This window comes from Paenibacillus sp. PAMC21692 (assembly GCF_014303795.1).
Classification (GTDB): domain Bacteria; phylum Bacillota; class Bacilli; order Paenibacillales; family Paenibacillaceae; genus Pristimantibacillus; species Pristimantibacillus agaridevorans.
In genome coordinates this window covers 5824042-5849733 of record NZ_CP060293.1, presented here as the reverse complement: position 1 = coordinate 5849733, position 25692 = coordinate 5824042, and the positions used below count along the sequence as shown (strand labels likewise).

Here is a 25692-nt window from a genome sequence, read left to right as displayed (position 1 = left end):
CGTCCAATATATAGGCAGCTACAGCTAGGAGTGGTACAGATGGCATACGGCGTCAAATCCGGCGTTCTCCCCGCAGGGGGGAATGCCGGCCCCGGCCCGGCGCGTTCCGGAAAGCCGGGTCTCTGGCAAGAAATCAAGAAACACCGGTATCATTATTTGTTCATAACGCCAATGCTCGTATTCTTTCTCGCCTTCACCGTATGGCCGATGGTGGCAAGCTGGTACTATTCCTTCTTCAACTGGGATGGTACAGGCTGGCCGACGGAATTCATCGGACTCGCCAACTTTATCGAAGCCGCGGAGGACCCCGGGTACTGGAACGCCTTCAAGAACACTTTTATATTCGCGCTTTCGCACGTGCTGGTTCAGATGCCGCTCGCGCTGATCGTGGCAGTGATCCTGAACAACGCGATGCTTGCGGGGAAAAACGCGTACAGACTGCTGCTGTTCGTGCCCGTCGTATCCACCACCGCGGTCATCGGGGTTATCTTCTCGATCCTGCTCAATCCGCTGGGCGGGGCGATCAATGAATTCATGCTCGGCATCGGACTCATCAAGGAACCGATCAACTACCTGGGCTCCATGTCGACGGCGCTTCCGACGCTGCTGGTCGTCTCCATCTGGAAGACGTTCGGCACGCCGATGATCTATTGGCTGGCAGGGCTCCAGACGATTCCCGCCGAGCTGTACGAAGCGGCCAAGATCGACGGAGCAGGCAAGGTGCAGAGCTTTTTCCGTATTACGATACCGATGCTGCTGCCGATCGGATTGATCATTACGCTGCTGACCTTTATCCACAGTCTGGATCCGTTCGATCTGGTGCAGACCATGACGGAAGGCGGACCTGTTAAGACTACGGATGTCGTGCAAACGTATATTTACCGTTATGCCTTCGAACCGGAGAGCGGCTCGTCCCGCTACGGCTTCGCGTCGGCGGCTTCCATCCTGTTCAGCTTGGCCGTGCTCGTATTCGTCCTAATACAAGCAGGGGTCGGCAAAGCGCTGCGCAAATCCGGCACGAAAGGAGCGTGAGGGCGAAATGACGAAAACCATGGCTTGGCTTACTAGATTCGGCAGACAGTTGCCCATCCAAATCCTGCTGCTCGCCTTCACGCTCATCTGGAGTTATCCGTTCATCTGGATCGTCTCCTCCGCCTTCAAGTCGCAAAGCGAGATGTTCCTCGGCGGCATCGGTCTGATACCTAAGGAGCCTACGTTCGATAACTTCCTGCGGGCATGGGATCTCGCGAACTTTTATCAATACTTCACGAACTCCGTCGTGGTGACCGTGGCGGTCGTCGTTCTGGTGCTCATCATTACGTCCATGGCGGGTTACGCGCTGGGAAGAGGCAATGTGCCGGGCAAAAAGTGGATTCTAGGCTTGCTCGTGGTATCCATGTTCCTGCCCAAAGGGTTTACGATTCTGCCGTTGTTCGAGCTGATCGTGGGCATGGGCTTCAACAACACGCTGTTCAGCATTATTTTGGCGGAATCGGGTCCTTCCAAGATCGTATCGATCCTCTTGTTCGTGGGGTACTTCGCTTCCTTGCCCAAGGAAATCGAGGAGTCGGGAAGAATGGACGGGGCGGGCTACTTCCGGATGTTCTTCAGCATCATGCTTCCGCTCTCCAAGCCGATCATCGGTACAGTGACAATCTTCAGCTTCATCAGCTCATGGAACGCGTTCTTCGTGCCGCTGATCTTTACGCTGGGCAATCCCTCGCTGCGTACGCTGGGGGTAGGCATGTACAATTTCTTCGGCACGAACAGCGTGGACTGGACGGGACTCGCGGCGGGCGCTTGCATGTCGGTTATTCCGATCTTCATCGTATTCCTGTTCCTGCAGCGTTACTTTATCGAAGGTTTGGCGGGCTCCATCAAGGGTTGACCGCCAGGCGAGAGTAGGGACTTCATGAGCGTTGGTCTCATGGAGTCCCTTCCACGTTTATAGAGAGGAGATGGCAACATGATTCGGAGCAAAGAAGGCAGGGAGCTGTATCTGGACACGATGCAACTGGCTTGGGACGGGTATGGGCAAGCGCGCATTGAACAACGATTGACGGCGGACGGAAACGGTCGGATGGATCTGCATTCTTACTCCAGGATGCTGACGGTCCTTTCTTGTCTGATTCACGGAGGCAGGAAACGGGATGCAGCCGCGTTATGGGAAGAGATGATGGTGGGCTGCTGCAAGGAGATCGCGGATTCCGAAGGCAATCATGAAGCCGATTTCGCCATGAAAGAGATCATGTTCTCCGCGCTTATCGTCAAGGACGTTCTCTCCGAATGGGAGACGATAAGGACCCGATGGGCGCCGCTGCTGGAGCGGGCTGAGCCTTACCGGACGTTCGTCTCGGTATGGCGCGAAGGAGAGGATCCGTCGCATCTGCACAATATCAACGTCTACAACATGGTCGGCGAATATATGCGGGAGCGGGAGGGTTTAACGGATAGCGGAGCTTACTTTGCGCGGCATTGGCCGGAGCAGCTGACCCGCTTCGACGGGAACGGCATGTATCGGGATCCCGGAAATCCCATCCTTTACGATATTACGACTCGTGCCCATATCGCGCTGCTGCTGGGTTTCGGCTACGACGGCCCGTTCGCTTCAGAGCTGGACGAACGGCTGAGGCAGGCGGGACCGCTGACGCTGTTCATGCAATCGGCTGCAGGGGAATTCGCATACGGCGGCAGGAGCAACGGCTTCCTCTTCAACGAGTCGCTGCTCGCCGCAATCGCCGAATACGAAGCGGTCCGATATAAGCGGGAGGGAAACGACGTACTGGCTGGCGCTTTCAAACGTTCGGCCCGCATGGCGGCGGAGTCGATCGCTCCGTGGCTCGGCATGGAACAGCCGCGCCATCTCAAGAACAAGTTCCCGGTCGCTTCCAAGCACGGCACGGAAGGATACGGCTATTACGACAAATACATGATTACGATGGGCGCCTTCTTGGCGATCGGCTATTGGCTCTGCGACGATTCCATTGCGGAGTCCCCGTGCCCGGCGGAGACGGGAGGTTACGTCTGGGAGACCTCGGAGTCGTTCCACAAAGTTTTCGCCGGCGCCGGCGGTTACTCCGTCGAAGTGGACACTTCGGCCGACCTCCATTACGATGCGACGGGACTGGGACGCATACACCGCTCCAGCTTGCCTTCGGAGCTTGCGTTATCCAGTCCGTTGACGGACCATGAGGCTTACGCGCTTAGTCCGGGCTTCGAACGAATTTCCGCGACGATCGGACCGGGCTGGCCCCGGCAGGACGGGAGCGTTCGATATTTATCGGCATGTACCGGCTTGCAAGCGGAAGTGACGATAGTAGCGGCAACGCCGGAGCTTGCCGAGTTCACGATTCGATATTGTGGCGACGAACTCGGGGATTGCGGCGGAATTAAGGAAACGTACCGCATATCCGCGGCAGGAGTGGAGCTTGATATGGAGCTTGAGGATCCGGGGGCTGCGGAGATAGCGGTCCGCGTACCTCTTTTAGTAACCAATGGTCTGGAGGAGACGGAGCGATTGCTGTCTCCAGATCGAATACAAGTTCTGCTGGGAGATGCCGTCTACGAATGCAAGATCTCGGGCGACGGCAGTCTCGCCATCAGCGAGATGGTTTATGGAAATCGTAATGGCGCTTATGCGATGGCTGAGTGGACTTTGCCGGGGAACAAGGCATCCTTGTTGTTAACTCTGAACAAACGGGCATTAAATACGGCATCAACTTGGAAAGGGTGATCGAAATGGAAGCGGATAACGTTATGGAAGCCGAGGTGTTAGTCGTTGGCGGAGGTACCGCAGGCTGTCTGGCGGCGCTCGCCGCGGCAGAAGAAGGCGCGAAGGTCGTATTGCTCGAAAGCGACTCCGCCTTGGGAGGCGTGGCGACGCGTGGCGGCATCCACCGCTATTATTATGGTTCGCCGGGCGGGCTTCAGGATTTGATCGACCGGCGAACCGAGGAGATCGCGAAGCTGTTTGGCGGCCGGACGATGGGGTTTCATCCCGAGGCCAAACGCGTTGCGCTGGCTCTCCTGTGCTCGGAGCACGGCGTCCAGGTGTATCTGGATTCCGTCGTGTATCAAGTATTGATGGAAAAGAACGACGTTGTTGGCGTTCTGGCTCTTGCGCCTTCGGGTCCGCTTCGCATCCAAGCGCATACAACAATTGACTGCACGGGCAACGGAAGTCTGGCTCGAATGGCAGGGGCGAAGCTGCAATATGGACGGGATTTGGACGGCGTTTACCATAATTATTCGCTCATTCCAAGACGGCTCCGAGACGGTCAGATCGGCTACGACAATCTGGACGCGGGCTGGGTAGATCCCTACGATCCCTGGGATGTAAGCCGCGCGTTCACGAGAGGCAGGGAATGGATTCGCGAAGGGTACAGTCAGGGTCATCGCTATTTCGGCATCTCTTCGATGCTCGGCGTTCGCGAGGGCGGGCGAATTGTGGGAGACTCGACGATATCAATTCGTGACTATATTGAAGATGTTCCATCAGAAGATATCATCAGCCGAAGCTACTCCCATCTGGACAACCATGGTTTCGATACCGGCAACGAGAGCGAGTTTAGCCAGCTGTGGATCGCGGTGCTGGGACTGTTTGTCAAAGGGCTGTGGTGCGATATTCCGTATGGCAGCCTGCTGCCTCAAGGGATCGGCAGCTTGTTGGTGGGCGGACGTTCGTTGTCGGCTGACAGGGACGTGTCGATGGGCGTAAGAATGCAGAAAGACATGCACAAGGTCGGCGAAGCAGCCGGCGTTGCGGCCGCGCTGAGCGCCAGAAAGGATTGTTTGCCTCGTGATCTGGATATTGGCATGCTGCAGAAGCGATTGGTGGCTCGTCATGTGATCGAAGTGGAAGACTTGCAGAGGACGGCAGGGCGCAACCTGGCATTCCGCCACGGCGCGTTGGCTGGATTAAGGGAGTCGGATGCCGCTTCATATGGAGCGAGCGATCTTGTTCCCTATCTGGAAACGGAAGAACGCTGGAAGGCGATTTGGTTGTTATCGCGGTTAGGAGGGGACGAACGAGAGCTTGCCGTCGCCATGTTGGCTGACAAGCTTGAAGCGGGGGCGAGGGAGGTTCGCTTTTGCGCCGCGGTCGTGCTTGCGATGCTTGGCAGTGACGCGGCGGTTCCCTACCTGCTCCGCGTCATAGCGGAGAAATCGCCCGACAAGCTAAGCAATCATCACAAATGCGTGCCGTTCTGGATCGCCTCGTTCGTTCTTTTGCGTATGCTCCGAAGTCCTGCGGGTGTGGGGGAAGCGCTCGGCGCGTTGCAGCATAATGGCATATCGTCCGCATATGCGACTTTCCTGCTTGACTATTTGTCAGTCGTCACGCCGTCGTTGCCGGAGGCTGACCAATCGGAAGTGTCCGCGACTCTCCAGGCATGGTCAGAGGACCCGAGGCTCGGAAGCGATTATCTGATGCACGGAGAACGGTTGGAATCCTTGCAGTGGAGTCTGAAGCTGCGCGCCGAGGCGATCGTCACTGCGTGCGGCGGCGAGCCGGGTAGCGGAACGGATGTGATCGGCGAGGCCCATGAACCGCGCGCTTACGTCCGCGGCGCGGCATCAAGGCTGCTGCCGAAGGCCGGGAAGCCGGAGAACGAAGGCGATGAAGGGCCTGAGCGCGGGGGTGGCGACGCCTCGCTGGGCCGATTCGATGCGGCCGTGATCGGCGGAACGGTGGCGGGAGTCGTCTGCGCGGCCGAACTGAGCAGACGGGGCTATAGCGTCGTCTTGGTCGAGAGAAGCGCGAGTCTGCTGACGGAGTTGACGAGGTCCCGCCAGACCTGCTTCATGCCGTCTTCGGCGCCGCAAGCCGGACAACCGGACGAGAACCCGTTGATGCGTAGCCTGCTTGAGGAAGGAGCAATAGCGGGCGGCGAGTTGGAGCCCGTCCTAGCTCAGCTGGCTGCCGACCGGTTGCTGGAGGAGAGCGGCGCGAACGTTCTTTACGAAGCGCGGGTGCTGGAAACGTCTGAGTCTTCCGCTGAAGAGGGGCGAGGCGCCATCCTTCGGATCGTTCATAAGAACGGTACCGGATACCTGGAAGCATCGCGGGTTTATGTTATGGATGACGAGAACGTTCAAAGCGGATCTCCGGCATGCGATAATCGCCGCGTGCTGACCGCGACGCTGCTTGGCGTACGAATTGAGCAAGAGATATCACTCGCGGCGCAGGGAGAAGCAGGTGAGCTGGAGCTACGCCTTCGGCCTTCCTTTTATGCCGGGGAAGCGTATCTGGATATCGGCTGGCGGCCTTCGGAGCCGGCATCCGGGGGAGAAGAAGCGGCTGCGGTCGTCGTGGCGATGCGGGAGCTTCGCGCGAGCGGCGTTATCTCCGAGGAAGCGGCGCTGGCTTATTTGGCGGACGTTCCCAGAAGTAGCGCGACGGACCCATCCGGCAGCGTGGCAATGGAGCGGGATTACGCGGAGCAAGACTGGTTCCGGCGCCAGCTGGATGCCGGCATACGAACTGCACGCATCGGTAAGTAACGAAGAGGGGCTGTCAAGTCATCGTTAGATGCATTGACAGCCCCTTCTCTAGTCACTTTTCGAGGGATGTTTCCATTTGCTCTTTCCGATATTGACTTGGCGTCATACCAACGAGACGCCGGAAGATCCGCGCAAAATATTTATAATCCGGAATGCCCGTCCGCTCCGCGATGTCATGCACCTGCAGTTCCGTATCGACCAGCAACTGCTTGGACATTTCGATCCGAAAGCGGGTTACGTATTCGGAGAAGTTGATGCCGGTCTGCACCTTGAACAAGTGGCTGAAGTAGTTGGGACTCATCGCGATATGTTCGCTGACCTCGGCGACGCTGATCGGATTCCGGTAATGCACGGAGACGTAATCCAGCGCTTTCTGAATTTCGGCGCGCTGTACGGGCTGGTCGAAAGCAAGGCCTCTGTCGCTCCGCTTCCAGGCGAACAGTCCCATCAGAAATTCCTCGACGTCTTGAATCGTCTCCAATCCATTTGCTCCAATCTGCTTTAACCGCTGCTGCGCCTGCGGATCGCCTGCAGTCCAACGCTTGGCCAGCCCCCTGCACCAGTCTCGTACATAATCAGGAGATGTCGACGAGCGGCGCATGGGATCGACATAGATGTCGCGGATTAATCGCGGCAATTGCGCGTCATAACTAAGTTCCGCGAGGAGCGGCGCCGGATCGGGGAGCGCGAGCGTTTCGTTCGCCCCGTTGGCGTCAGGACTCGCGGGAGTAGAGTAGAGATGCATGCCGCCTTGGCTGCCATAGAATTGCGCCGTAAGCAGGACCTCCAATTCCGCATAAGCGTCCTTAAAGCCCAGAGTCCATTGCTGCGGAGAACTCCCCAACTTGTGGATGCTGCTTAATCGGATGGAGACGCTGAAGGGAAGGTATTGCCTAACGGATTGGCTGATTTCCCGGGCAAGGGAATCCAGTCGCTCCCCGTCGCCTTCCGGATGCTGGATCCAAAGCCCGATGTTGTTATGCTCCCAGGGAAAGACGTTGCAGGGGCCGTATTTGTCCGCGATTTCCTCGATCATCGACATAAGGGCGTACCGGAACAACGCGATGTCCTTGTCATGAAACGTCCGCGAGAATTCGTCATAACGGTCGATATTGACGATGCCGAGCGAGAAGCGCTGCGCGGGCCGGTGCCAACGCACGAAGTCGCATTGCGCGTTCAGCTTGCCCGCATCTTCGATGGCCCCGTTCTTTATATCCAGGAGGAGCTGCTTGCGGAGAAGCGGCCGGCTGTCCAGCAAGTGTTTGCGCTCCTCAATGGCCGCGAGCATCGATTCCCGATCGCCCTCGATTTCTTTTCGAGCTTTTTCCAATATGGCGAGCAGTTCCTGGTAACCGGAGGTGACCTTGAGCAAATAGCCCAGCGCGCCCAAGGAAACCGCTTTGCGGGCGAATTCGAATTCCTGAAAGCTGGACAGGATGATGACCTTGACGCGCGGCATCGCCGTTCGCAGCTTCTCCGTCAGCTCCAGGCCGTCCATTCTCGGCATAACGATATCGGTAATGACGATGTCCGGGTTGGTCTGGAGGCAGAGCGCCAGCGCTTCCTCGCCGTCTTCCGCTTCGCCGACGATTTCGTATCCGTATTCCTCAAGAGGATACGCGTAGCGGAACCGTTCGCGAATAAGCGCCTCGTCGTCCACGACGACGAGGCGCACCTTCTCCATCGCGAATACATCATTGTTCATCGGTTTTTTCATCTCCTTTCAAGACCGGGAATCTGATCTCGACGCATGTCCCTTGTCCTTCCTCGCTTTCGATCTTCAGACCGTAAGCGTCTCCGAATTGCAGCTTGATCCGGTCGTGCACGTTATGCAGCCCGATCGATGAATAACGGGGGAACGGCTTGGAGGGAGTAGGCGCAGACGCCGCGGGATCCAGCAAGACGGCCAGCTTCTTTGGCGGAATGCCGATGCCGTTATCTTTGACGTACAGGCGCACGTTGCCCGCGTTTTCGATTTCTCCGCCCACCGTGATGACTCCGCGCTCGCCCATGCGATTCTCTTTGATCCCGTGGAAGATCGCGTTCTCCATAATGGGCTGCAGCGTCAGCTTTGGCAGTCTGCAGGCAAGCAAATCTTCGTCGATCTCGTAACGGACGTCGAACTTGTTCCGGTAGCGGATCTGCTGCAGATAGACGTAATGCCGGAGCCCCTGCAGCTCGCCCGCAAGCGGCGTCAATTCCTCGCCCTTGCCCATGGAATAGTCCAGCAGATGAACCAAGGCGTGAAGCACCTTCGCGATCTCGTCGGTTCGTTTCAAGTCCACGAGAACGTTGATGGAATTCAACGTATTGTACAGGAAGTGGGGATTAATCTGCGCTTGCAGAGCGCGGAGCTCGTAATGTTTCTTTGTCTTCTCGATCAGCAGCTTGTCGTCGATCAGCTCCTCGATGCGGTCCAGCATGACGTTAAAGGAATCGGCTAGAGTGCCGAATTCATCCTTCCGGCTGGAGTCGACGCGAAGCTTGAGATTGCCCTTCTGAATGCGTCGCATCTGCATCATCAGGCCCGAGATGGGCCTATCGATGTACCGGGCAAGGAAAAACGCAATGACGAACGACAGGAGGATAAAAAACAAGCCGACGTACAGCGTGTATAGCTGAAGCCGCTCTACGGGGGCGAGTATGTCTCCTTTTTTTACAAAGTTGACGAGCTGCCAATCCTGCGAACCGATTCCGCTGAACAACGCGATATATTCATTGTGCTCGGCGAACAGGGGAATCATGCCGAAGCTGCCTTGCTGCAGTCCTTCCCGGATTTGCGGATATAGGCTGGCATATTCGTCCTGCCGCAGCTTGACAGCGCTGATGAGGGGCCGTCCATCCGCGTTGAACACGAGCGTCGTGATGGACGGATCCGGGATCATGCCGACGATCATCTCGTTGATCGCCCGAAGATCCAGATCTGCCGCCAAAATGCCCCGCGTCTCCGTGCCTTGATTGACCGCCACGGAAATCGTGAGCACGAGTCCCTTGTTCGGAGATTCGTAAGGCCCTACCGACTGCAAGGACTGCCAAGAGGCATGGGCCTGCGCGTACAGCTCGTCGATAAGATGCTCCGGTATCCTCGTGGCGGGGACGGATTCGTAAATGGACCTGTCCGGCGAGATGAAGAACATGCCTCTTGAGAATGGATAGATGGAGTATTGGTACATTCGCAGCACGTCGGTTACGGCTCCCTCCGATAGGTCCGTCTCGGCCAGCTTGCCCGCCAGCTCCGCGAGCGGCGTCTTTACGCCGGACAGAATTCTTTCCAGCTGGTCGCTTTGACGGCCGGCATAGGATTCCATCTGGCTCATCTGTTTTTCGGTGAGCAGGTTCGTAATATACCGGAAGGCGATCGTGCTGATGGACAGCACGACGGTCAACATGCTGGCTACGATGACGATGAACATTTTGAATCGTATCTTATGAGGTAACGCGTCTGTCATGGCTTGCGCCTCCCCCTTGTTCGTTGGACGGTGACCTCAGTTTACTCATTGCGTTTTCGGTCTGTCAAATGGGAAGCGGCCTCTTGGCGAAAGTGCGTAGAAACATCCACCTGGACCGTAGAAAGTTGCGATATGCAGGTACCGCGACACGCGAAGACCCTGCATTTTCGCTTGTTTGCCAAGCGGAGATGCAGGGTCTAATCGTGCGTGTATCGGCTAATCGAATAACGTAGATTTACTTGTATTTCGGCAGCCAGCTGCCGTGAGCTTCGATAAGCTCGTCGCAGAGGGAAACGATGTCGTCCATCGACAGCTCGGCGGACGTATGCGGATCCAGCATAGCCGCATGATAGATGTGGTCGCGCTTGCCGGTGACAGCCGCTTCGATCGTCAACAGCTGCGTATTGATGTTGGTGCGGTTAAGAGCGGCCAACTGCGGCGGCAGATCGCCTACGTAAGTTGGCGTAACGCCGTTGCGGTCGACCAGACACGGCACCTCGACGCAGGCTTCCTTAGGCAGATTCGTGATGAGACCCGTGTTCATGACATTGCCGCCGATGCGGAACGGAACGTCGGTCTCGATCGCCTCCAGGATGTAGGATGCGTATTCGTGGCTTCGGCAATGCTCCAGTCCTTTGTCGTTAACGAGCTTATCGCGCATATCCGCCCAGTTCTGAATTTGATTCACGCAGCGGCGCGGATACTCGTCCAGCGGAATGTTGAAGCGTTCGATCAGCTCGGGATAATTGCGCTTGATGAAGTACGGGTGGTATTCCGCGTTATGCTCGGACGACTCCGTGATGTAATAGCCGAATTTCAGCATCATCTCGAAGCGGACCATATCGTCGTGTTTTTCCTTTTGTTTCTCTGCGGCTCTGCGTTTGATCTCGGGATACAGATCGACGCCGTTTTTGCTTACTTCCAGCAGCCAGGCCATATGATTGATTCCCGCGATATGCCACTTCACGCCTTCCGTCTCCATGCCAAGATGTTTGAACAGATGCGGCACGCATACTTGCACGCTATGGCAGAGACCAACCGTGTTAACGCCGCCGTGCGTGTTCATGACGTTCGTCAATACCGCCATCGGATTCGTGTAATTCAGGAACAGCGCGTCCGGACATACTTCGTTAATATCCTTGGCGAAGTCGAGCATTACGGGAATCGTGCGCAAGTTGCGGAAAATGCCGCCGATGCCGACTGTATCGGCAATCGTCTGACGCAGGCCATATTTTTTAGGTATTTCGAAGTCGGTAATCGTACATGGATCGTATCCGCCAACCTGAATCGCGTTAACAATGTATTTGGCGCCGCGTAGCGCTTCCTTGCGATCGGAGTAAGCTTTGATCTCGCAAGCGCTGCCGCTGGTTAACTTAATGTTTTGCAGCATCGTTTCGGAATCGCGCAGACGGTCGGCATCGATGTCGTACAAGGCAATCTCGAAGCCCTGAAGCGCCGGCGTATGCATCACGTCGCCTAAAATATTTTTTGCGAAAACTGTGCTTCCCGCACCGATAAATGTAATCTTGGACATAAGAAATAAGCCTCCTCGAACGTATAGGTTTGAAGTGCGGTTTGCAGCGCGCACCGCCGAAGTAACCACTTACAGTATAGGTCGGCAAGCTGCCGTTGCATATGGAAAGAAGAGATCAATATATGGAGTAATGTCGTATTGTTGTGTATGATAACGATAGGAGTAGCAGGAGGAACCCGAAGGGAGACTTGAAGAGTGGAACACTATAGATACAGCCTGTCGATAAACGCCGCGACAGATCGGGGGGACTTCGTCGTAATGTTCTGCGGCGAAGCCGACGTCGTTGGCGGCCATTACATCGGGCCTGCGGTTCACGATTATTTTCTCCTTCATGTTGTGACAGCGGGAGAAGGGACGTTCGAGACGCTGGGGCAAAAATATCGGCTGAAGAAGGGGGACGCGTTCCTGATTTTCCCCGACATATTGGTCAAGTACGAAGCGAGCAGGGAGACGCCGTGGACGTATATGTGGATCGGCTTCTCGGGCGAGCAGACCGAGAAGGCGTTGGGGCGGATTGGCATAACGCCTGAACGAGCGGCGCTCCGAGGGTTGTCTCCCAGTAAGATGCGAGAATTGTTCGGCAGTATCCGGGACTGTCTGGACAACGGAGCAACGCCCGAGCTGGGCAGCATGGCGGCGTCCGGCTGTCTGAGGCTGGTGCTTCACGAAATGGGGGTCGCCGCTCTGGCAGGGAATGCCCCTGAAAACGGCGTCACGGGCATAGACGGCCGCGACGGCGAGCCGATGATCATGTCGCACCAGCCAAGCGAGGGAGGGCGTCCCATGAATCGACCGTTGCCGGAGGACGCGATACCAGGCAGACAGCAGCAGATCGATCAAGCGATTCGGATGCTGTCCTACCAATACGGCCAACATATCTCGATTGGGGAAATCGCCAGGAAGCTGGGTTACCACCGCGCCCATTTGACGAAGCTGTTCAAAGAAACGACAGGGCTGTCTCCCATGCAATATTTAAATAAAATCCGCATGAAAAAAGCCGAGAAGCTGCTTGCGGGAGATTTGACGATCGCCCAGGTGGCGGCTTCGGTCGGCTTTAACGACCCTCTGTTTTTCACGAAGCAATTCCGGAAATGGCGAGGGGTGTCGCCTACAGAATTCCGGAAGTCGCTGTGACACAAGTCTAATCTCCTTAGCGCAGCGGCTTGACGGAACGACGGACGAGCAGCTCCGCGGGAAGGACGATTTTTTTCCACGGCTGGGCGGTCTCCTTGTCCTGAATACGTTCGATGAGCATGCTCATGCCCATATAGCCGAACTGGTAGGCTTGCTGCGCCGCGACGGTGAGAAACGGCTCCACATCGGCATAGGGACCGAGATCGTCGAAGCAGACGATGGACATATCCTCCGGGACGCGGAGTCCTTGCCCATGCAGCAGCCGCATGACCTCTACGGCAAGCACGTTGTTGCCCGTAAGAATCGCGGTTGGCCGAGGGTTGAGGCCGGCCAGCCATGCTTCCATCTCGGACAGATCGTTTAGCGAGCCGAAGCTCGTCTCGAATATATGATCCTCTCGGAAAGGCAGCTCGCTTAGCTTCAGTCCCTCCTTGTAGCCTTGCAGGCGCAGTCTCGCACTGGAGATGGAGGAGGAACCGTTTACCATGGCGATTCGTTCATGTCCGGCCTCCGCCAGATGGGAGACGAGTTGCCTGGCGCCTTCCTTGCTGTCGCCGAGTACAATGTCGCAGTCGATGCCGGGCACCTCCCGGTCAAGCAGGACGAAGGGCACATCGTGGCGGCGCAGCAACTCCAGATGGGGGAATGACGGATCGCCGGCCGGCGCGAGCAGCACGCCGTCGACCCGCGTCGTCAATATCGTCGTCACGTAGTCGGCTTCCTTTTCCAGGCTCTCGTCGCTGTTGCCGAACAGCAGACGGTAGCCTTGTTTCTTGGCGGCATCCTCCGCGCCTCTTGCGAGCGTCGTATAAAACGGGTTCGTAATATCCGTAATGAGCAGGAACAGCAGCTTCGTTTGCTGCAGCACGAGACTCCTCGCCGTTTGATTCGGCACGTAGTTCATTTCCTCCATCACTTTCCGTACCTTCGCCCGTGTTTTTTCGCTAATTCTGCCAGAGTTATTGATAACTCTCGACACGGTCATCGCCGAGACATTGGCTTTCTCCGCAATATCATAGATCGTTACCATAATGACTATCCTTTCGACATATCATAGGATTTATCATACAAAAAGAAAGCGTTGACAGCAACCTCTTTGGCTGTTAATTTAGAGTTATCGGTAACATTATTACTGTGAACAACCTTTAAATTATTCCATTGGAGGGTTATAACATGGCAGAGACAAACTTGCGATTCCAAGGGGGCTTCCCCAAGATCGGCATTCGGCCGACGATTGACGGCAGACGCAGAGGCGTGCGCGAGTCGCTCGAAGAGCAGACGATGAATATGGCAAAAGCAACGGCGAAATTGTTGTCGGAGACGCTTCGTTATCCGAACGGAGAGCCCGTAGAATGCGTTATTGCGGATACTTGCATCGGCGGAGTGGCGGAAGCTGCAGCATGCGCCGACAAATTCTTGAAATCCGGCGTAGGCGTGTCCATCACCGTAACTCCATGCTGGTGTTATGGCACGGAGACGATGGATATGGATCCGTCCATCCCCAAGGCGGTATGGGGCTTTAACGGTACGGAGCGTCCAGGCGCGGTCTATCTGGCAGCCGTATTGTCGGGTTATGCGCAGAAAGGTTTGCCGGCGTTCGGCATCTACGGCGAGCAAGTCCAGGATGCTGGCGACACGACCATTCCGGACGATGTCCGGGACAAGCTGATCGGATTCGCGCGCGCGGGTCTAGCGGTTGCTTATATGCGCGGCAAGTCGTACCTGTCCATGGGCTCGGTATCCATGGGTATCGCGGGTTCCATCGTCAACGACGCGTTTTTCCAGGAGTATCTCGGCCTTCGCACCGAATACGTGGACATGTCGGAATTCGTCCGTCGTATGGAAGAAGGCATCTATGACGGCGAGGAATACGAAAAGGCGCTGGCATGGGTGAAGGAGAATTGCATCGAAGGACCGGACAACAATCCGGAGAGCATCCAGACATCCCGCGAGAGCAAGGACAAGGACTGGGAGACCGTGGTCAAAATGACCCAAATCGCTCGCGACCTTATGGTCGGCAACCCGCGCCTTGCGGAGCTGGGCTTCGGCGAGGAAGCAATGGGCCACAACGCGATCGTATCCGGCTTCCAAGGCCAGCGCCAGTGGACGGACCACTTCCCGAACGGAGACTTTATGGAGGCGATGCTTAACTCCTCGTTCGACTGGAACGGCATCCGCGCTCCATACATCGTCGCGACGGAGAACGACAGCCTTAACGGCGCGGTCATGTTGTTCGGCAACTTGCTTACGAATACGGCGCAGATCTTTGCGGACGTTCGCACTTACTGGAGTCCCGACTCCGTCGAACGCGTGACGGGACATAAGCTCGAAGGAGCTGCGGAAGGCGGCATTCTCCATCTGATCAACTCCGGTCCGGCAACGCTTGACGGCACGGGCGAACAAAGCAGGGACGGCCAGCCGGTCATGAAGCCGTTCTGGGAGATTACGGAAGAAGAGGCGCAGAAGTGTCTGGACGCGACGTCCTGGCGCCCGGCTTCCGTGGAATATTTCCGCGGCGGCGGCTATTCCTCCGATTATCTGACTCGCGGCGGCATGCCGATGACGATGTCAAGGCTCAATCTCGTAAAGGGCATCGGTCCGGTTCTGCAAATCGCGGAAGGCTACTCCGTCGATCTGCCGCAAGACGTGCACGATACGCTGGACAAACGGACGGATTCTACATGGCCGACGACTTGGTTCGCTCCTAAGCTTACCGGTGAAGGCGCGTTCCGCTCCGTCTACGATGTCATGGACAACTGGGGCGCCAACCACGGCTCCATCAGCTACGGCCATATCGGCGGCGACCTGATCACGCTGGCGGCCATGCTTCGCATTCCGGTCCATATGCACAACGTGCCGGAGGATCGTGTCTTCCGTCCACGCGCATGGGGACTGTTCGGCACGGCAGATGCCGAGGGCGCGGACTTCCGCGCGTGCAGCAACTTCGGTCCGCTTTACAAGTAATTTGAACGCGCTGCCCCATCGATGGATGGCGGCAGCCGTTTCACCTTGACGATAGAAAAGTATATGAGTTTGCAACATCAAAATAATTATGCTGGAGGTTAACCCAACATGAGCAGTGCAGCCATTCGCGAGGAACTGTGCAAATACGCCCGCAAGACGGTAGCGAACAAGCTGGTCGTCGGCCCGGGAGGCAATATTAGCGCTAAGCACGAAGGCAAAATGTATTTGTCCCCAAGCGGTTTTGCGCTCGACGAAATCGAGCCGGAGCAATGGGTAGAAGTCGACATCGAAACGGGCGACATAACCGACATCGGTCTGCGTCCATCGTCTGAAGTGCTGATGCATCTCTACGCTTACCGCGCCAATCCGAATATCGGCGCAATCGTGCATACGCACCCGCCATATTGCATCGCATTTACGCTGGTAGAGCAGGAGCTTCCCATCATGTTCCCGGACCAAGCGGCGCTTGTCGGCAAGACGGTATATGTGCCTTACGTTTTGCCTACGACGGATAAACTCGCGGACGCATACGTCGAGGTTGTTAATCAAGCCAGTACGGTGCTGCTGGGCAATCACGGTCTTGTGACGACCGGACGCAACCTGCGCGAAGCTTATTACCGCACGGAAGTCGTCGAGGAAAGCTGCAAAATCTACCTCATCGCCAAAGCGATTCGCGAGCCGAAGGTGCTCACGAAGGAAGAGTTTGAGGAGATAGCTTCGCTTGAAAGCGAAGCCTACCGGATTCAACTGCTTCAGAAGATGAAATAATGCCGATGCCAATCGCCCTTCGGTCCTTGCGGCTTAACATGGCGATAGGGAAACGGTGAGGAGGCTTTTTATGCTGAAAGGGATTCCGGCCATTTTGCCGCCCGAGCTGTTGAAGGTCCTTATGGAAATGGGACATAGCGACGAAATCGTCCTCGCGGACGGAAACTTTCCTGGCGCCAGCCACGCGCAGCGGCTAATCCGTTGTGACGGGCACGGCATTCCGGCGCTGCTGGACGCCATGCTGCAATTGTTTCCATTGGATCAATACGTTGAAAAACCTGCCGGACTAATGGCCGTCATGCCGGGTGACGCGACGGAGACGCCTATCTGGGAAGAGTACCGCGAAATTATCCGCACCCGCGAAGGGCTGGAAGAGCCGTTTGAAGAGATCGAACGATTCTCCTTCTACGAGAGGGCGAAGCGGGCTTACGCAATCGTGGCGACAGGAGAGAGCGCCTTGTACGCGAACCTGATTTTGAAGAAAGGCGTTGTCAAGCCGGATAACGCCGAATAACTCGCGACGGGAACGACTCTGGATTCGAAAAAATGCGAGCTCTTGTTGACCAAATAGACGCCCCGTTCCTTGCTGATACAGTTAGGAACGGGGCGTCTTTGTCTGTCTGGTATCGCTAATCGAAGCTCACTTCGCGCATCACCGGCAGATCGAAGGATCAGGTTATTCCGACCGGCCTGCGATGCCGTACATCAAGATGTCGATCGTGCGGTCGATTTCTTCGTTCTCGTCGATGCTCTCGTCCGGTAATAGGAGGAGGCGGGTCAAGATCATGCCGACGACCAGGCTGATCGCAGATCGAAGCACGCGCCATGGAGGGGCGTCGATCAGTTGCCCATGAGCCTGAAAGTGGAGTATCGCTTTCTCCATGCGCCGAAATACGTGGTTCTCGAACAGCTCCCTTACCTGCGTCAGCAGCTCGGGCTGGAAGGGGACCTCATGGATCAGAATGCGGAGCAGCTTCATGTGCTGTCGCGCGAACTGGAATCGATCCTTGGCGATGGTCCGGAACAAGTCTTCGACCCGTTCGTGGGGCTGCTCCAGCATTTTGGCGAAGTCGCGCATGAGGAACGGAGCGGCAAGTTTCACTGCAATGGGTCCGGCAATGGAGAGCAGCAGATCCTTTTTGGTTTTGTAATGGCGGAAAATCGTGCCTTCCGCTACGCCGGCTTTGGATGCGATCTCGCTCGTCGATGCGGCGGCGTAACCTTTCTCGGCAAAGATTTCGATCGCGGCTTCGAGAATGCGGGCTTGCTTCTCTGTTTTAACGCCGCCTCCTTCTTCCTCCGCCAGTCGAAGCAGATCTTGCAGCCATAGATCATTCCGTTCGGTCATGCGAGTAAGCTCCTTTTTGTCTAGCCGTAGGTTGGCTACAGGTTACTATATTTTGCGATGTTTGCGCAATGCCAGCACGTTGGCTCCCATAAAGAGCAAAGATAAGCCGGCGAGCACGAGCACGTCTCCCGCGATGCCGCTCCAGCCTTCGCCCCGGAGCATGACGCCTCTAAGCGCGTCGGCGCCGTAGGTCAGCGGCATGAGATGGGACAGCCATCTGAGCCAAGGGGACATGCTTTCGAGATCGAACAGTCCGGAGAAAAAGATTTGAGGCACGATGACTAGCGGGATGAATTGTATCATCTGGAATTCCGTATTGGCGAACGCCGACAGAAAGGTGCCGAGGCTTAGCGCCGTTGCGGATAAGAGCAGCGTCACCAGCAGCACGTACCAGATGGAGCCGTCCATCATCAATCCCAGGACATGGACGGAATACAAGGCGATCAGCACCGCTTGTATGCCCGTGAACAAGCCGAAGCCGGAAATATATCCCGCAACGATCTCCCATCTTCTCAGAGGCGTCGCAAGCAACCGCTCAAGAGTTCCGCTTGTTCTTTCCTTTAAGAACGAAACACCAGCGATCAGGAACACGAAAAAGAAGGCAAATACGCCGATAAGAACGGGGCCCAGACTGTCGAATGTCGTCATCGCGGGTCCGCCGTGCAAATATTCGATTGCAGGCTCCACAGGAACGGCTTGAGCGCTCGTGCCCTTATCAGCTTCCGAGTGCGCCTTCGACGACGTGTCTGCGACATCATTCAAATGCGCGTTCGTATCTGCTGTCGCGCCTATGCCCCCCGGCACGCCCATGCCCGCAGGCATGCCGGACAGCCCCAGCCACGCCGAAGCGACGGAAAGCACCGCCCGATTGCGGGCCGGATCGCTGCCCTCCAGCCTGATTGCCGGCGCGCTGCCGTCCCACAAGACATAGGCGTCGATGTCCTGCGCCTCGAGCGCCTTCTCCGCCAGCTCCGGACTGCCGAACGCGAGGACATCCGCATCAAGCCCCTCGGCTTGTTTTGCGAGCGAGTCCGGTATGCCGATAACCCCTATCTTAGGCGTATAGGAGTCGCCGTTAAAGACAAGATACATAAGCGAAAGGACGAGTAGGGGCGCTGCGATGAGTAAGGCCATCGTCCTCTTGTCGCGGAAAAACTGGCGGATAATCCGGAGCGTTAACGCGCGAATTCTCATCTTGCCGCACCTCCGTATTGAAGAAATGCTTCCTCGATCGTGGCGCTGCCCGTTTCCTGCTTCAACGCTTCCGGTGAGCCGACCGCGATGAGGCGGCCCTCACGGATGAGGCCGAGACGATGGCATTTTTCCGCCTCGTCCATGACATGGGTCGTGATAAGGATGGTCGTGCCTTGCCGGCTAAGCTTTTCCAACTCGGACCAGATCGACTTCCGAAGCAAGGGATCTATGCCAACGGTTGGCTCATCGAGAATAAGGATTCTGGGATCGTGAAGCAGAGCGATCGCGAGCGACAATCTTCGTTTCATCCCCCCGGAGTACGAGGCTACGATCCCGTTCATGTGCTCGCCCAGCCCGACCAGCTCCATGACGTACGCGGTTCTGGTTTTCTTTATCGCGCCTTTTAGTCCAAACAGGGCGGCGAAAAAATCAAGATTCTCCTTGGCCGTCAACTCTGCGTACAGTGCGTCGGACTGGGCCATGTAGCCGATTCTTTCCATCATCGAGAGATTCGGCAGCTTCGTGCCCAGCATGACGACTTCGCCTGAGGTTCCTTCGTCAATGCCGGCGATCATTTTGACAAGCGTCGTTTTGCCGGAGCCGGAAGGTCCCAGCAAACCGAATATTTCGGATGATTGGATGTCGAGCGTAATGTCGCTTAGGACGGTTTGATGGCCGAAAGCGCGGCTGAGCCCGCGAACGCGGATGGCGGGATCGATAGGAGCAGACATTCCAAAACCCCCTAGGATAGGAGTGAGTAATCACTCATTTTATGGCATTAGATTACTCCCGGAAGGCTGGAGCTGTCAAGAAAAATCGGATATGCATCGATTATAGTGAAAGGGGGCGAAAAACAACGATGCGCTGCCGTCCATAATAAATCGACAGCCTCATGGGGTAGACCATGGATAGAGTCAATAGTAAGACAGGATACAAGGCGTCTGGGGCGTAGAGCCGCAAGGTGTACGTGTCGGTCTTATTGAGGAAAAAAGAAGCACGGAGACCGTTGAGTCCCCGTGCCTTGACCACATATAGAAGTGTAAATGATTCGCCATACTTTCTCTCTTAGAAGTTGAAGTTGTCCGGATCCGAGCCGAAGCGCTGATTGCGATTCAGCGCGCTGATGGCGGCCATATCCTCTGCGGACAGCTCGAAGTCGAAAATATCGCCGTTCTGCTTCAGACGCTCCGGATTCGTAGATTTCGGAATCGTAATAACGCCCGTCTGCAGATCCCAACGGAGCACGACCTGAGCGGGAGATTTGCCGTATTTGGCGCCGATGTCTGCAAGCACGGCATGATCCAGGTTGCCTTGCATCAGCGGGCTCCAGGCCGTGACTTGAATTTGATTGCTCTTGCAGAATGCCAAAAGCGGCTCTTGCGTAAGCAGCGGATGGTATTCTACCTGATTGACCATCGGCACGAGCTCGCTGGACTCCATCAGATCCTGCAGATGATGGATATGAAAGTTGCTGACGCCGATCGCACGGGCTTTGCCGGAGCGGTAGATGGATTCCAGCGCCCGCCATGTATCCTTGTATTTGCCTTTCACCGGCCAGTGGATCAAGAGCAAGTCGACATAGTCCATGCCAAGCTTCTCCAAGCTCTGTTCGAAAGCGGCAAGCGAAGACTCATAGCCTTGCTCCGAGTTCCATACTTTCGTCGTGATAAAGAGCTCTTCGCGCGCGATGCCGCTGTTGCGAACGCCGATGCCGACGCCTGTTTCGTTGCCGTAGACCGCAGCCGTATCGATATGTCGGTAGCCTGCTTCGATCGCAGCTTGCACGGTACGCTCCGTCTCGCCATCGTCCTTTACTTTCCATACGCCCAAGCCGAGCCAAGGCATTTTTAGTCCGTTATGCAGCGTTGCGCTGTTCGTAAATGCGGTTGTCATTGTTAGAGTTCCTCCTCGATCGATAGTAGATTAGAGCGACATTTCCAAAATATTGCGCACATCTTGTTGGCCCAGGCGTTTGAAGTTGCCGATCTCGCCGTAACGGACGGCTTCTTCCGCCATTCGGTCCAACTGGTCCGCTCCGATGCCGAAGTCGGCCAAGCGGGATTCCGCTCCAATGCGAGTGAAGAAGGCGCGCGTTGCCTCGATGCCCGCAAGCGCAAGCTCATCGTCAGTGCGGTCATCACGCTGGATGCCCCATACCCGCTGCGCGTATTGGACAAATCTGTCGACGCGTTCTTTGTACACGTATTTCATCCAATTAGGAAAAATGACCGCGAGACCCGCGCCATGCGGGATATCGTAGATCGCGCTGACTTCGTGCTCGATGCCGTGCGTCGCCCAATCGGTAATCACGCCGACGCTGATCAGACCGCCGTTCAGCGCCAAGGTGCCGCTCCACATCAGATTGGCCCGTGCCACCGAGTCGTTAGGATTGGACAGCGCCGGTTCTACATTCTCGATGACGGTCTGAAGGATGGATTCGCACAATCTCTCCTGCAGGGGCGTATTCTTGGTCAGGCTGAAATATTGCTCAAACACATGCGACATAATGTCGATGGACCCGTACACCGTATGATTGCGAGGCACGGAGTAGGTAACGGTGGGATCGAGTATCGAAAACTTGGGATAGATATGGGGGCTGCCGCTGCCGCGCTTTAACTTGGCATCCCAATGGGAGATAACGGTGTTGCCGTTCATTTCGGAGCCCGTAGCGGCCAGCGTCAGAATCGTTCCCAGAGGGAGCGCTTCCTGGATTCGTGCTTTGCCTACGAAGAAATCCCAGACGTCGCCGTTGTACGGAACGCCGGCCGCGATCGCCTTGGCCGCGTCGATGACGCTGCCTCCGCCGACCGCCAATATAAAGTCCACGCCTTCCCGGCGGCAAATGTCGATGCCTTTCTTCACGGTGGACAGGCGAGGGTTCGGCTCAATGCCGGCCAGCTCATGCACTGCGATATCCGCTTGCTTGAGCAGATCGATCGTTTGGTCGTACAGACCGTTCGCTTTAATGCTGTTGCCTCCGTACACAAGCAGGACGTTTCGGCCATATGTAGCGGTCATTTCGGCGACCCGACGCGTTTCGCCTTCGCCGAACACGATGCGGGTAGGATTGTGAAACTGAAAGCTGTTCATGCGGCAACCTCCTTTATCCGTCTAATTTCAAAATACTGTAATGTTTTTTGTTATAGTTGACGCGACTTATTTTATCCGTAACGATCCCGAGTGTCAATGTTTCGGGTAGGAATTGGTAGGGCCGGGAACCGAAGTTGCCGCACCCGCCGTCGCGATTCCGGATATCTGCCGCATCGACCGGAATTTAGTCGGCGAGACGCCTTCGCGTTTGCGGAACGCGCGGGAAAAGTTGTTTTCGTCTACGAACCCTACCCGTTCTACGACTTCTTTGATCGTGAGGCTGCCGCTCTCCAGGAGCTCCTTCGCTTTGTCGATGCGCACTTTGGACACGTATTGCATGAGCGGCAGTCCATTCTTCGTCTTGAAATAACGCGTTACATAGGAAGGAGTCAACGACAGCTTCTCCGCCACCATGGATAAACTCAAATTACAGTCGATGTAATGAGTCGCCACGAACTCAAGCATGGAACCATACAACCGGTCTTCGCCCGATTCCTCGCCCAAGCTGTCCTGAATGCAGTGCGCCGCGTCCATGAGATTGGCGCAGGCTTCTTCTATCGTTTCCACTTCCGCCTCGGCCAGACCGTCCAGCTTGTATTTGATCGCTTCGCGATGGGCTAGCGGGATGTTATTAACGAATTGATTCAAGCTGAATACCATCTGCAAATAGGTGCTTCGGAACGCGGTAGGATCCTCGAGCCACAGGAAGCGAGCTTCCAGTTCCCGCATGATCTCTACCAGCTTGTCCGGCTGCCGGGACGAGACGGCTGCATTGAGCTCGGCAACAAAGCTCAAAATATGGCGTTTATCGTTTTCTGTTTGGTCTGCTCTCTGACGATCGATTTCCGTTGGGGTAATAATCGCTTGTTTCCCCGAGAAAATTCGGAATTCGGCCAACGCCAGGGCGGAGCTGAATGATTGATGAAGTTCGCTCGCGGGCTGAAGTTCGCCGACGAAGCAGGAGAGCGACAAAGAGAAATGTCTTTGCATAAACGCGCCGATTTGGGCTGCGAATGCCCGACTGCGCTCTTCCCATTCTCCCGCGTTCTCCCGATGCCAGGCGACGATGCCGACTATGCCTTTGTCCACGGCCAAATCGAGGGCGTAATGGACGCCATGGTCGCCAGTCAGGTTCTCGAAGGCATTGCCGATGACGTACTTTAACAGCCACTGCTCGCTCAGGGGCTCTTTGCCGACTTTGGCATTAAATTCGTCGAACAGGAACACCAGCACGTTGCAGCCCGCGCTTTCGCCAAAATATTTCCTCAGCGCGTTCTGATTCGCCTCGCTGGTGTTATCCACATTCAGCTTGCCCATAAGCAAAGCCTGCAATAGCTGATTTCGGCTTAGAACCTCTTGATTGTTCATCATATTGGACATGTTTACGCTTTCGTCCCGAATCTGACGAATGTATTCGGATAACCTGGCTAATTCGTCTTTGCCGCCTTCTTCTTTCAGCTTAGCGGGCTCCAAGTCGGCAAAGCTGCTTGACAGCTCCTGAATCGGCTCGTAGCTTTTTCGGGCCGAACGGAAGCTGAGCGCCATCCCAAGTACGATGGATAATAGAATAATAGAGATCGAAATGGCAAGGGAAACATAATATTCGTGATAGTATAGGCTGTGCCGAATGCCGCTGACGACCTGGAATTCTTGTTTGGCGGAAGTTTCTTGCAGCAGGAGATAGCCGGGAAGCCGACCTCCTTGCTCCTGAGCCCTTGCCAGACTCGCATATTCCAGCTTGGGATCGTCCGCAAGATAAACAATGGGGGTTCCTTGACGGTCAAATACGATCAGATTGCTTCTGCTATCGATGATCTGCTTGAAATTTTGCAGCAAGGCCGGATAGTTGAGCTTGTAAACCATGACGCCGCTGGAGTATGGCGTACCGTCAAGCGGAACGAGGAACAGCAGCACCTGATCGCGATCGCCTTGATTGCTTTCGTTCGATAATGACGAAAGCAGTACCGGCGCTTTCAATTGTTCCAGCATGCCGCGGAAGCCGGCCGTCGAAATTTTGTCGTCGGCAATCAGCTTGATATAACTTTCCGGCGAATACATGCCCGTGTCGGTAAAGATCGTATTCGCGAGCGAGGGGTGCAACGTATTCCGATAGAATAGGCCGATCGAATCAAGATCGATGGAAGGCGCCTTTAATTTGGACAGCTCGCCGGAAATCAAATAGGGTTGTTCGAATTGTTCCTGCAGCCGATATGGCAGAAGCTCGGAGTCGCGGGAAACAAACAAGGTCAATTGCTGCAACTCGAGAATACGGTTGTCCAGCAGCTCCGTGGCATGTGCCATGAAACGGTGGGCATTGTCGGTTAACCGCCCGTAGGCATTCGTCAACGAAATAATATTGGTGGCGAGGAGCATGGCTCCCGACACGCCCAAAATCAATAAATATCTGCGCAGATATTGCCTGAACAGCTTGGAGCGAAAAGCGCTCAACATCTTGCTCACATCCCGATGCATAATTGAAATTTTGTATTAACAACTATACGAACTTTGCTGCGAGTAATCAATCATTATGAGGACAATTGCAAAAAATGACGGGTCGCTGCGAAAATTGCAGGGTGCGTAAGGCGCGCCAAATATCAATTTTTGCTGTGAGGGAGCAATTATCTATCGTTGCGGTAGCGATTGTCTTCTCTTATGATCGAGCTTGTGAGACGACGCTGTTCCGACTAAGGATAGCTGAGGACCGAATCTGGCCAGATTGGTTTCCACTCGAGAATTTGGTAAGGAGGTTTGCCCGATGCGTGCTCGATCCGCGGCCGCGCCCGTATCCATTGACGGGATGCGCAAGCGGAGATTCGGAATGCGAAGCAACTGGGATTATCTAATTTTCATTATTCCGGTTATTGTCTATTTCCTGGTCTTCTGCTATGGCCCTATGTATGGCGTGCAATTAGCGTTTAAGCGTTTTAATCCGATAGACGGCATAACCGGCAGTCCATGGATTGGCGTCGACAATTTTCAGAGGCTTTTTGATTCGTTCCAGTTCGCCCGAATTCTCAATAATACGCTCGTCATTAATTTAATGAAGACGCTGATCAGTTTTCCGATCCCCATCATCCTGGCTTTAATGTTTAACGAAATGAGACGGGAGCGCATTAAGAAAACGTTCCAGACGATCACTTATGCGCCTTATTTTATTTCGACGGTCGTATACGTCGGGATCATCAATTTGTTCCTGGGCGGAGAGAGCGGATACATCAATCACATTTTGGATTACTTTGGACTGGGGCCGATTCCTTTCCTGACGGATTCGAAGTACTTTTCGGGCGTCTATGTCGGAACGGATATATGGCGCAACTGTGGATGGAATTCCATTATTTTCATCGCGGCGCTATCCGGCGTGGACCCTCAGCTGCACGAGTCTGCGCAGATTGACGGCGCGAGCCGTCTAAAGCGGATCCTGCATGTCAACTTGCCTTGTCTGCTGCCGACGATCATCATCCAATTCATCTTGCAGATGGGGAAAATGATGTCGCTCAGCTACGAACGCATTCTATTGATGCAGAACAGTCTAAATTTGGAAGCATCCGAAGTTATTTCGACCTATGCTTACAAAATGGGGCTTATCAACATGGATTACGGCTTTTCGACGGCCGTCGGACTGTTCAACAACGCCATCAACATTGCTTTGCTGCTGGCAGCCAACCGGTTAGCCAAACGATACAGCAGCAGCAGCCTGTTCTAGGAGG

General features: G+C 55.5%; 19 protein-coding genes. 9 read left to right on the top strand and 10 right to left on the bottom strand.

The window, feature by feature from the left end; all coding sequences use genetic code 11:
* Positions 1-39 precede the first annotated feature (39 nt).
* From H7F31_RS24030 to H7F31_RS24015, 4 genes are all read left to right on the top strand, one after another.
* Positions 40-1032 (top strand): carbohydrate ABC transporter permease, encoded by a 993-nt coding sequence (locus tag H7F31_RS24030; RefSeq protein ID WP_187100832.1) that lies wholly within the window; start codon positions 40-42, stop codon positions 1030-1032.
* A 7-nt stretch (positions 1033-1039) separates the two neighbouring features.
* Positions 1040-1888, top strand: a complete 849-nt coding sequence (locus H7F31_RS24025; protein WP_222622721.1) for a carbohydrate ABC transporter permease — start codon at positions 1040-1042, stop codon at positions 1886-1888.
* Between the two features lie 78 nt (positions 1889-1966).
* Complete coding sequence (locus tag H7F31_RS24020) at positions 1967-3733, top strand: hypothetical protein (protein ID WP_187100831.1); 1767 nt, start codon at positions 1967-1969, stop codon at positions 3731-3733.
* 5 nt (positions 3734-3738) lie between these two features.
* Positions 3739-6504: an FAD-dependent oxidoreductase gene (locus tag H7F31_RS24015; RefSeq protein WP_187100830.1), complete on the top strand. Its 2766-nt coding sequence runs from the start codon at positions 3739-3741 to the stop codon at positions 6502-6504.
* A gap of 52 nt (positions 6505-6556) precedes the next feature.
* Here the strand turns inward: H7F31_RS24015 and H7F31_RS24010 are convergent, their stop codons facing one another.
* The 3 genes from H7F31_RS24010 to H7F31_RS24000 form a co-directional block, all read right to left on the bottom strand.
* Positions 6557-8209 (bottom strand): response regulator transcription factor, encoded by a 1653-nt coding sequence (locus H7F31_RS24010; protein ID WP_187100829.1) that lies wholly within the window; start codon positions 8207-8209, stop codon positions 6557-6559.
* On the bottom strand, positions 8199-9953 hold the full coding sequence (locus H7F31_RS24005; protein ID WP_187100828.1) for a sensor histidine kinase: 1755 nt from the start codon (positions 9951-9953) through the stop codon (positions 8199-8201). Before H7F31_RS24005 ends, H7F31_RS24010 begins: the two co-directional genes overlap by 11 nt.
* A 235-nt stretch (positions 9954-10188) precedes the next feature.
* The gene (locus H7F31_RS24000) at positions 10189-11487 is read right to left on the bottom strand and encodes an alpha-glucosidase/alpha-galactosidase (RefSeq protein ID WP_187100827.1); all 1299 of its coding nucleotides are present in this window, start codon (positions 11485-11487) and stop codon (positions 10189-10191) included.
* 195 nt (positions 11488-11682) lie between these two features.
* Between H7F31_RS24000 and H7F31_RS23995 the strand changes: the two genes are divergently transcribed.
* Positions 11683-12621, top strand: coding sequence for an AraC family transcriptional regulator (locus H7F31_RS23995; protein ID WP_187100826.1), 939 nt, complete (start codon positions 11683-11685; stop codon positions 12619-12621).
* A gap of 16 nt (positions 12622-12637) precedes the next feature.
* Here the strand turns inward: H7F31_RS23995 and H7F31_RS23990 are convergent, their stop codons facing one another.
* Positions 12638-13651, bottom strand: coding sequence for a LacI family DNA-binding transcriptional regulator (locus H7F31_RS23990; protein ID WP_187100825.1), 1014 nt, complete (start codon positions 13649-13651; stop codon positions 12638-12640).
* A gap of 143 nt (positions 13652-13794) precedes the next feature.
* Between H7F31_RS23990 and H7F31_RS23985 the strand changes: the two genes are divergently transcribed.
* The 3 genes from H7F31_RS23985 to H7F31_RS23975 all read left to right on the top strand — a co-directional run bounded on the left by H7F31_RS23985 (position 13795) and on the right by H7F31_RS23975 (position 16867).
* Positions 13795-15585, top strand: coding sequence for an L-fucose isomerase (locus H7F31_RS23985; protein ID WP_087567268.1), 1791 nt, complete (start codon positions 13795-13797; stop codon positions 15583-15585).
* Between the two features lie 108 nt (positions 15586-15693).
* On the top strand, positions 15694-16353 hold the full coding sequence (locus tag H7F31_RS23980; protein ID WP_087567267.1) for a class II aldolase/adducin family protein: 660 nt from the start codon (positions 15694-15696) through the stop codon (positions 16351-16353).
* Positions 16354-16423: 70 nt separating this feature from the next.
* Complete coding sequence (locus tag H7F31_RS23975; RefSeq protein WP_187100824.1) at positions 16424-16867, top strand: RbsD/FucU family protein; 444 nt, start codon at positions 16424-16426, stop codon at positions 16865-16867.
* Positions 16868-17029: 162 nt separating this feature from the next.
* On the opposite strand, the gene H7F31_RS23970 is transcribed toward H7F31_RS23975, so the two are convergent.
* The 6 genes from H7F31_RS23970 to H7F31_RS23945 form a co-directional block, all read right to left on the bottom strand.
* Positions 17030-17701, bottom strand: a complete 672-nt coding sequence (locus H7F31_RS23970) for a TetR/AcrR family transcriptional regulator (protein ID WP_187100823.1) — start codon at positions 17699-17701, stop codon at positions 17030-17032.
* A 45-nt stretch (positions 17702-17746) separates the two neighbouring features.
* Entirely contained in the window at positions 17747-18895 is a 1149-nt protein-coding gene (locus tag H7F31_RS23965) for an ABC transporter permease (protein WP_187100822.1), read from the bottom strand.
* The gene (locus tag H7F31_RS23960; RefSeq protein WP_187100821.1) at positions 18892-19626 is read right to left on the bottom strand and encodes an ABC transporter ATP-binding protein; all 735 of its coding nucleotides are present in this window, start codon (positions 19624-19626) and stop codon (positions 18892-18894) included. Before H7F31_RS23960 ends, H7F31_RS23965 begins: the two co-directional genes overlap by 4 nt.
* Positions 19627-19960: 334 nt before the next feature.
* The gene (locus H7F31_RS23955) at positions 19961-20788 is read right to left on the bottom strand and encodes an aldo/keto reductase (RefSeq protein ID WP_187100820.1); all 828 of its coding nucleotides are present in this window, start codon (positions 20786-20788) and stop codon (positions 19961-19963) included.
* Between the two features lie 30 nt (positions 20789-20818).
* Positions 20819-21985, bottom strand: coding sequence for an iron-containing alcohol dehydrogenase (locus H7F31_RS23950; RefSeq protein ID WP_187100819.1), 1167 nt, complete (start codon positions 21983-21985; stop codon positions 20819-20821).
* Positions 21986-22078: 93 nt separating this feature from the next.
* Positions 22079-24436, bottom strand: a complete 2358-nt coding sequence (locus tag H7F31_RS23945) for a helix-turn-helix transcriptional regulator (RefSeq protein WP_187100818.1) — start codon at positions 24434-24436, stop codon at positions 22079-22081.
* A gap of 304 nt (positions 24437-24740) precedes the next feature.
* On the opposite strand from H7F31_RS23945, the gene H7F31_RS23940 reads away from it, so the two are divergent.
* Entirely contained in the window at positions 24741-25688 is a 948-nt protein-coding gene (locus H7F31_RS23940) for an ABC transporter permease (RefSeq protein WP_187100817.1), read from the top strand.
* The last annotated feature ends 4 nt before the right edge of the window (positions 25689-25692 follow it).

Bases quoted from the DNA above. Each gene is read 5' to 3' on its own strand.
- H7F31_RS24030 (WP_187100832.1), top strand. From the start codon at position 40: ATGGCATACGGCGTCAAATCCGGCGTTCTCCCCGCAGGGGGGAATGCC.
- H7F31_RS24025 (WP_222622721.1), top strand. From the start codon at position 1,040: ATGACGAAAACCATGGCTTGGCTTACTAGATTCGGCAGACAGTTGCCC.
- H7F31_RS24020 (WP_187100831.1), top strand. From the start codon at position 1,967: ATGATTCGGAGCAAAGAAGGCAGGGAGCTGTATCTGGACACGATGCAA.
- H7F31_RS24015 (WP_187100830.1), top strand. From the start codon at position 3,739: ATGGAAGCGGATAACGTTATGGAAGCCGAGGTGTTAGTCGTTGGCGGA.
- H7F31_RS24010 (WP_187100829.1), bottom strand. From the start codon at position 8,209: ATGAACAATGATGTATTCGCGATGGAGAAGGTGCGCCTCGTCGTCGTG.
- H7F31_RS24005 (WP_187100828.1), bottom strand. From the start codon at position 9,953: ATGACAGACGCGTTACCTCATAAGATACGATTCAAAATGTTCATCGTC.
- H7F31_RS24000 (WP_187100827.1), bottom strand. From the start codon at position 11,487: ATGTCCAAGATTACATTTATCGGTGCGGGAAGCACAGTTTTCGCAAAA.
- H7F31_RS23990 (WP_187100825.1), bottom strand. From the start codon at position 13,651: ATGGTAACGATCTATGATATTGCGGAGAAAGCCAATGTCTCGGCGATG.
- H7F31_RS23985 (WP_087567268.1), top strand. From the start codon at position 13,795: ATGGCAGAGACAAACTTGCGATTCCAAGGGGGCTTCCCCAAGATCGGC.
- H7F31_RS23980 (WP_087567267.1), top strand. From the start codon at position 15,694: ATGAGCAGTGCAGCCATTCGCGAGGAACTGTGCAAATACGCCCGCAAG.
- H7F31_RS23975 (WP_187100824.1), top strand. From the start codon at position 16,424: ATGCTGAAAGGGATTCCGGCCATTTTGCCGCCCGAGCTGTTGAAGGTC.
- H7F31_RS23970 (WP_187100823.1), bottom strand. From the start codon at position 17,701: ATGACCGAACGGAATGATCTATGGCTGCAAGATCTGCTTCGACTGGCG.
- H7F31_RS23965 (WP_187100822.1), bottom strand. From the start codon at position 18,895: ATGAGAATTCGCGCGTTAACGCTCCGGATTATCCGCCAGTTTTTCCGC.
- H7F31_RS23960 (WP_187100821.1), bottom strand. From the start codon at position 19,626: ATGTCTGCTCCTATCGATCCCGCCATCCGCGTTCGCGGGCTCAGCCGC.
- H7F31_RS23955 (WP_187100820.1), bottom strand. From the start codon at position 20,788: ATGACAACCGCATTTACGAACAGCGCAACGCTGCATAACGGACTAAAA.
- H7F31_RS23950 (WP_187100819.1), bottom strand. From the start codon at position 21,985: ATGAACAGCTTTCAGTTTCACAATCCTACCCGCATCGTGTTCGGCGAA.
- H7F31_RS23945 (WP_187100818.1), bottom strand. From the start codon at position 24,436: ATGTTGAGCGCTTTTCGCTCCAAGCTGTTCAGGCAATATCTGCGCAGA.
- H7F31_RS23940 (WP_187100817.1), top strand. From the start codon at position 24,741: ATGCGTGCTCGATCCGCGGCCGCGCCCGTATCCATTGACGGGATGCGC.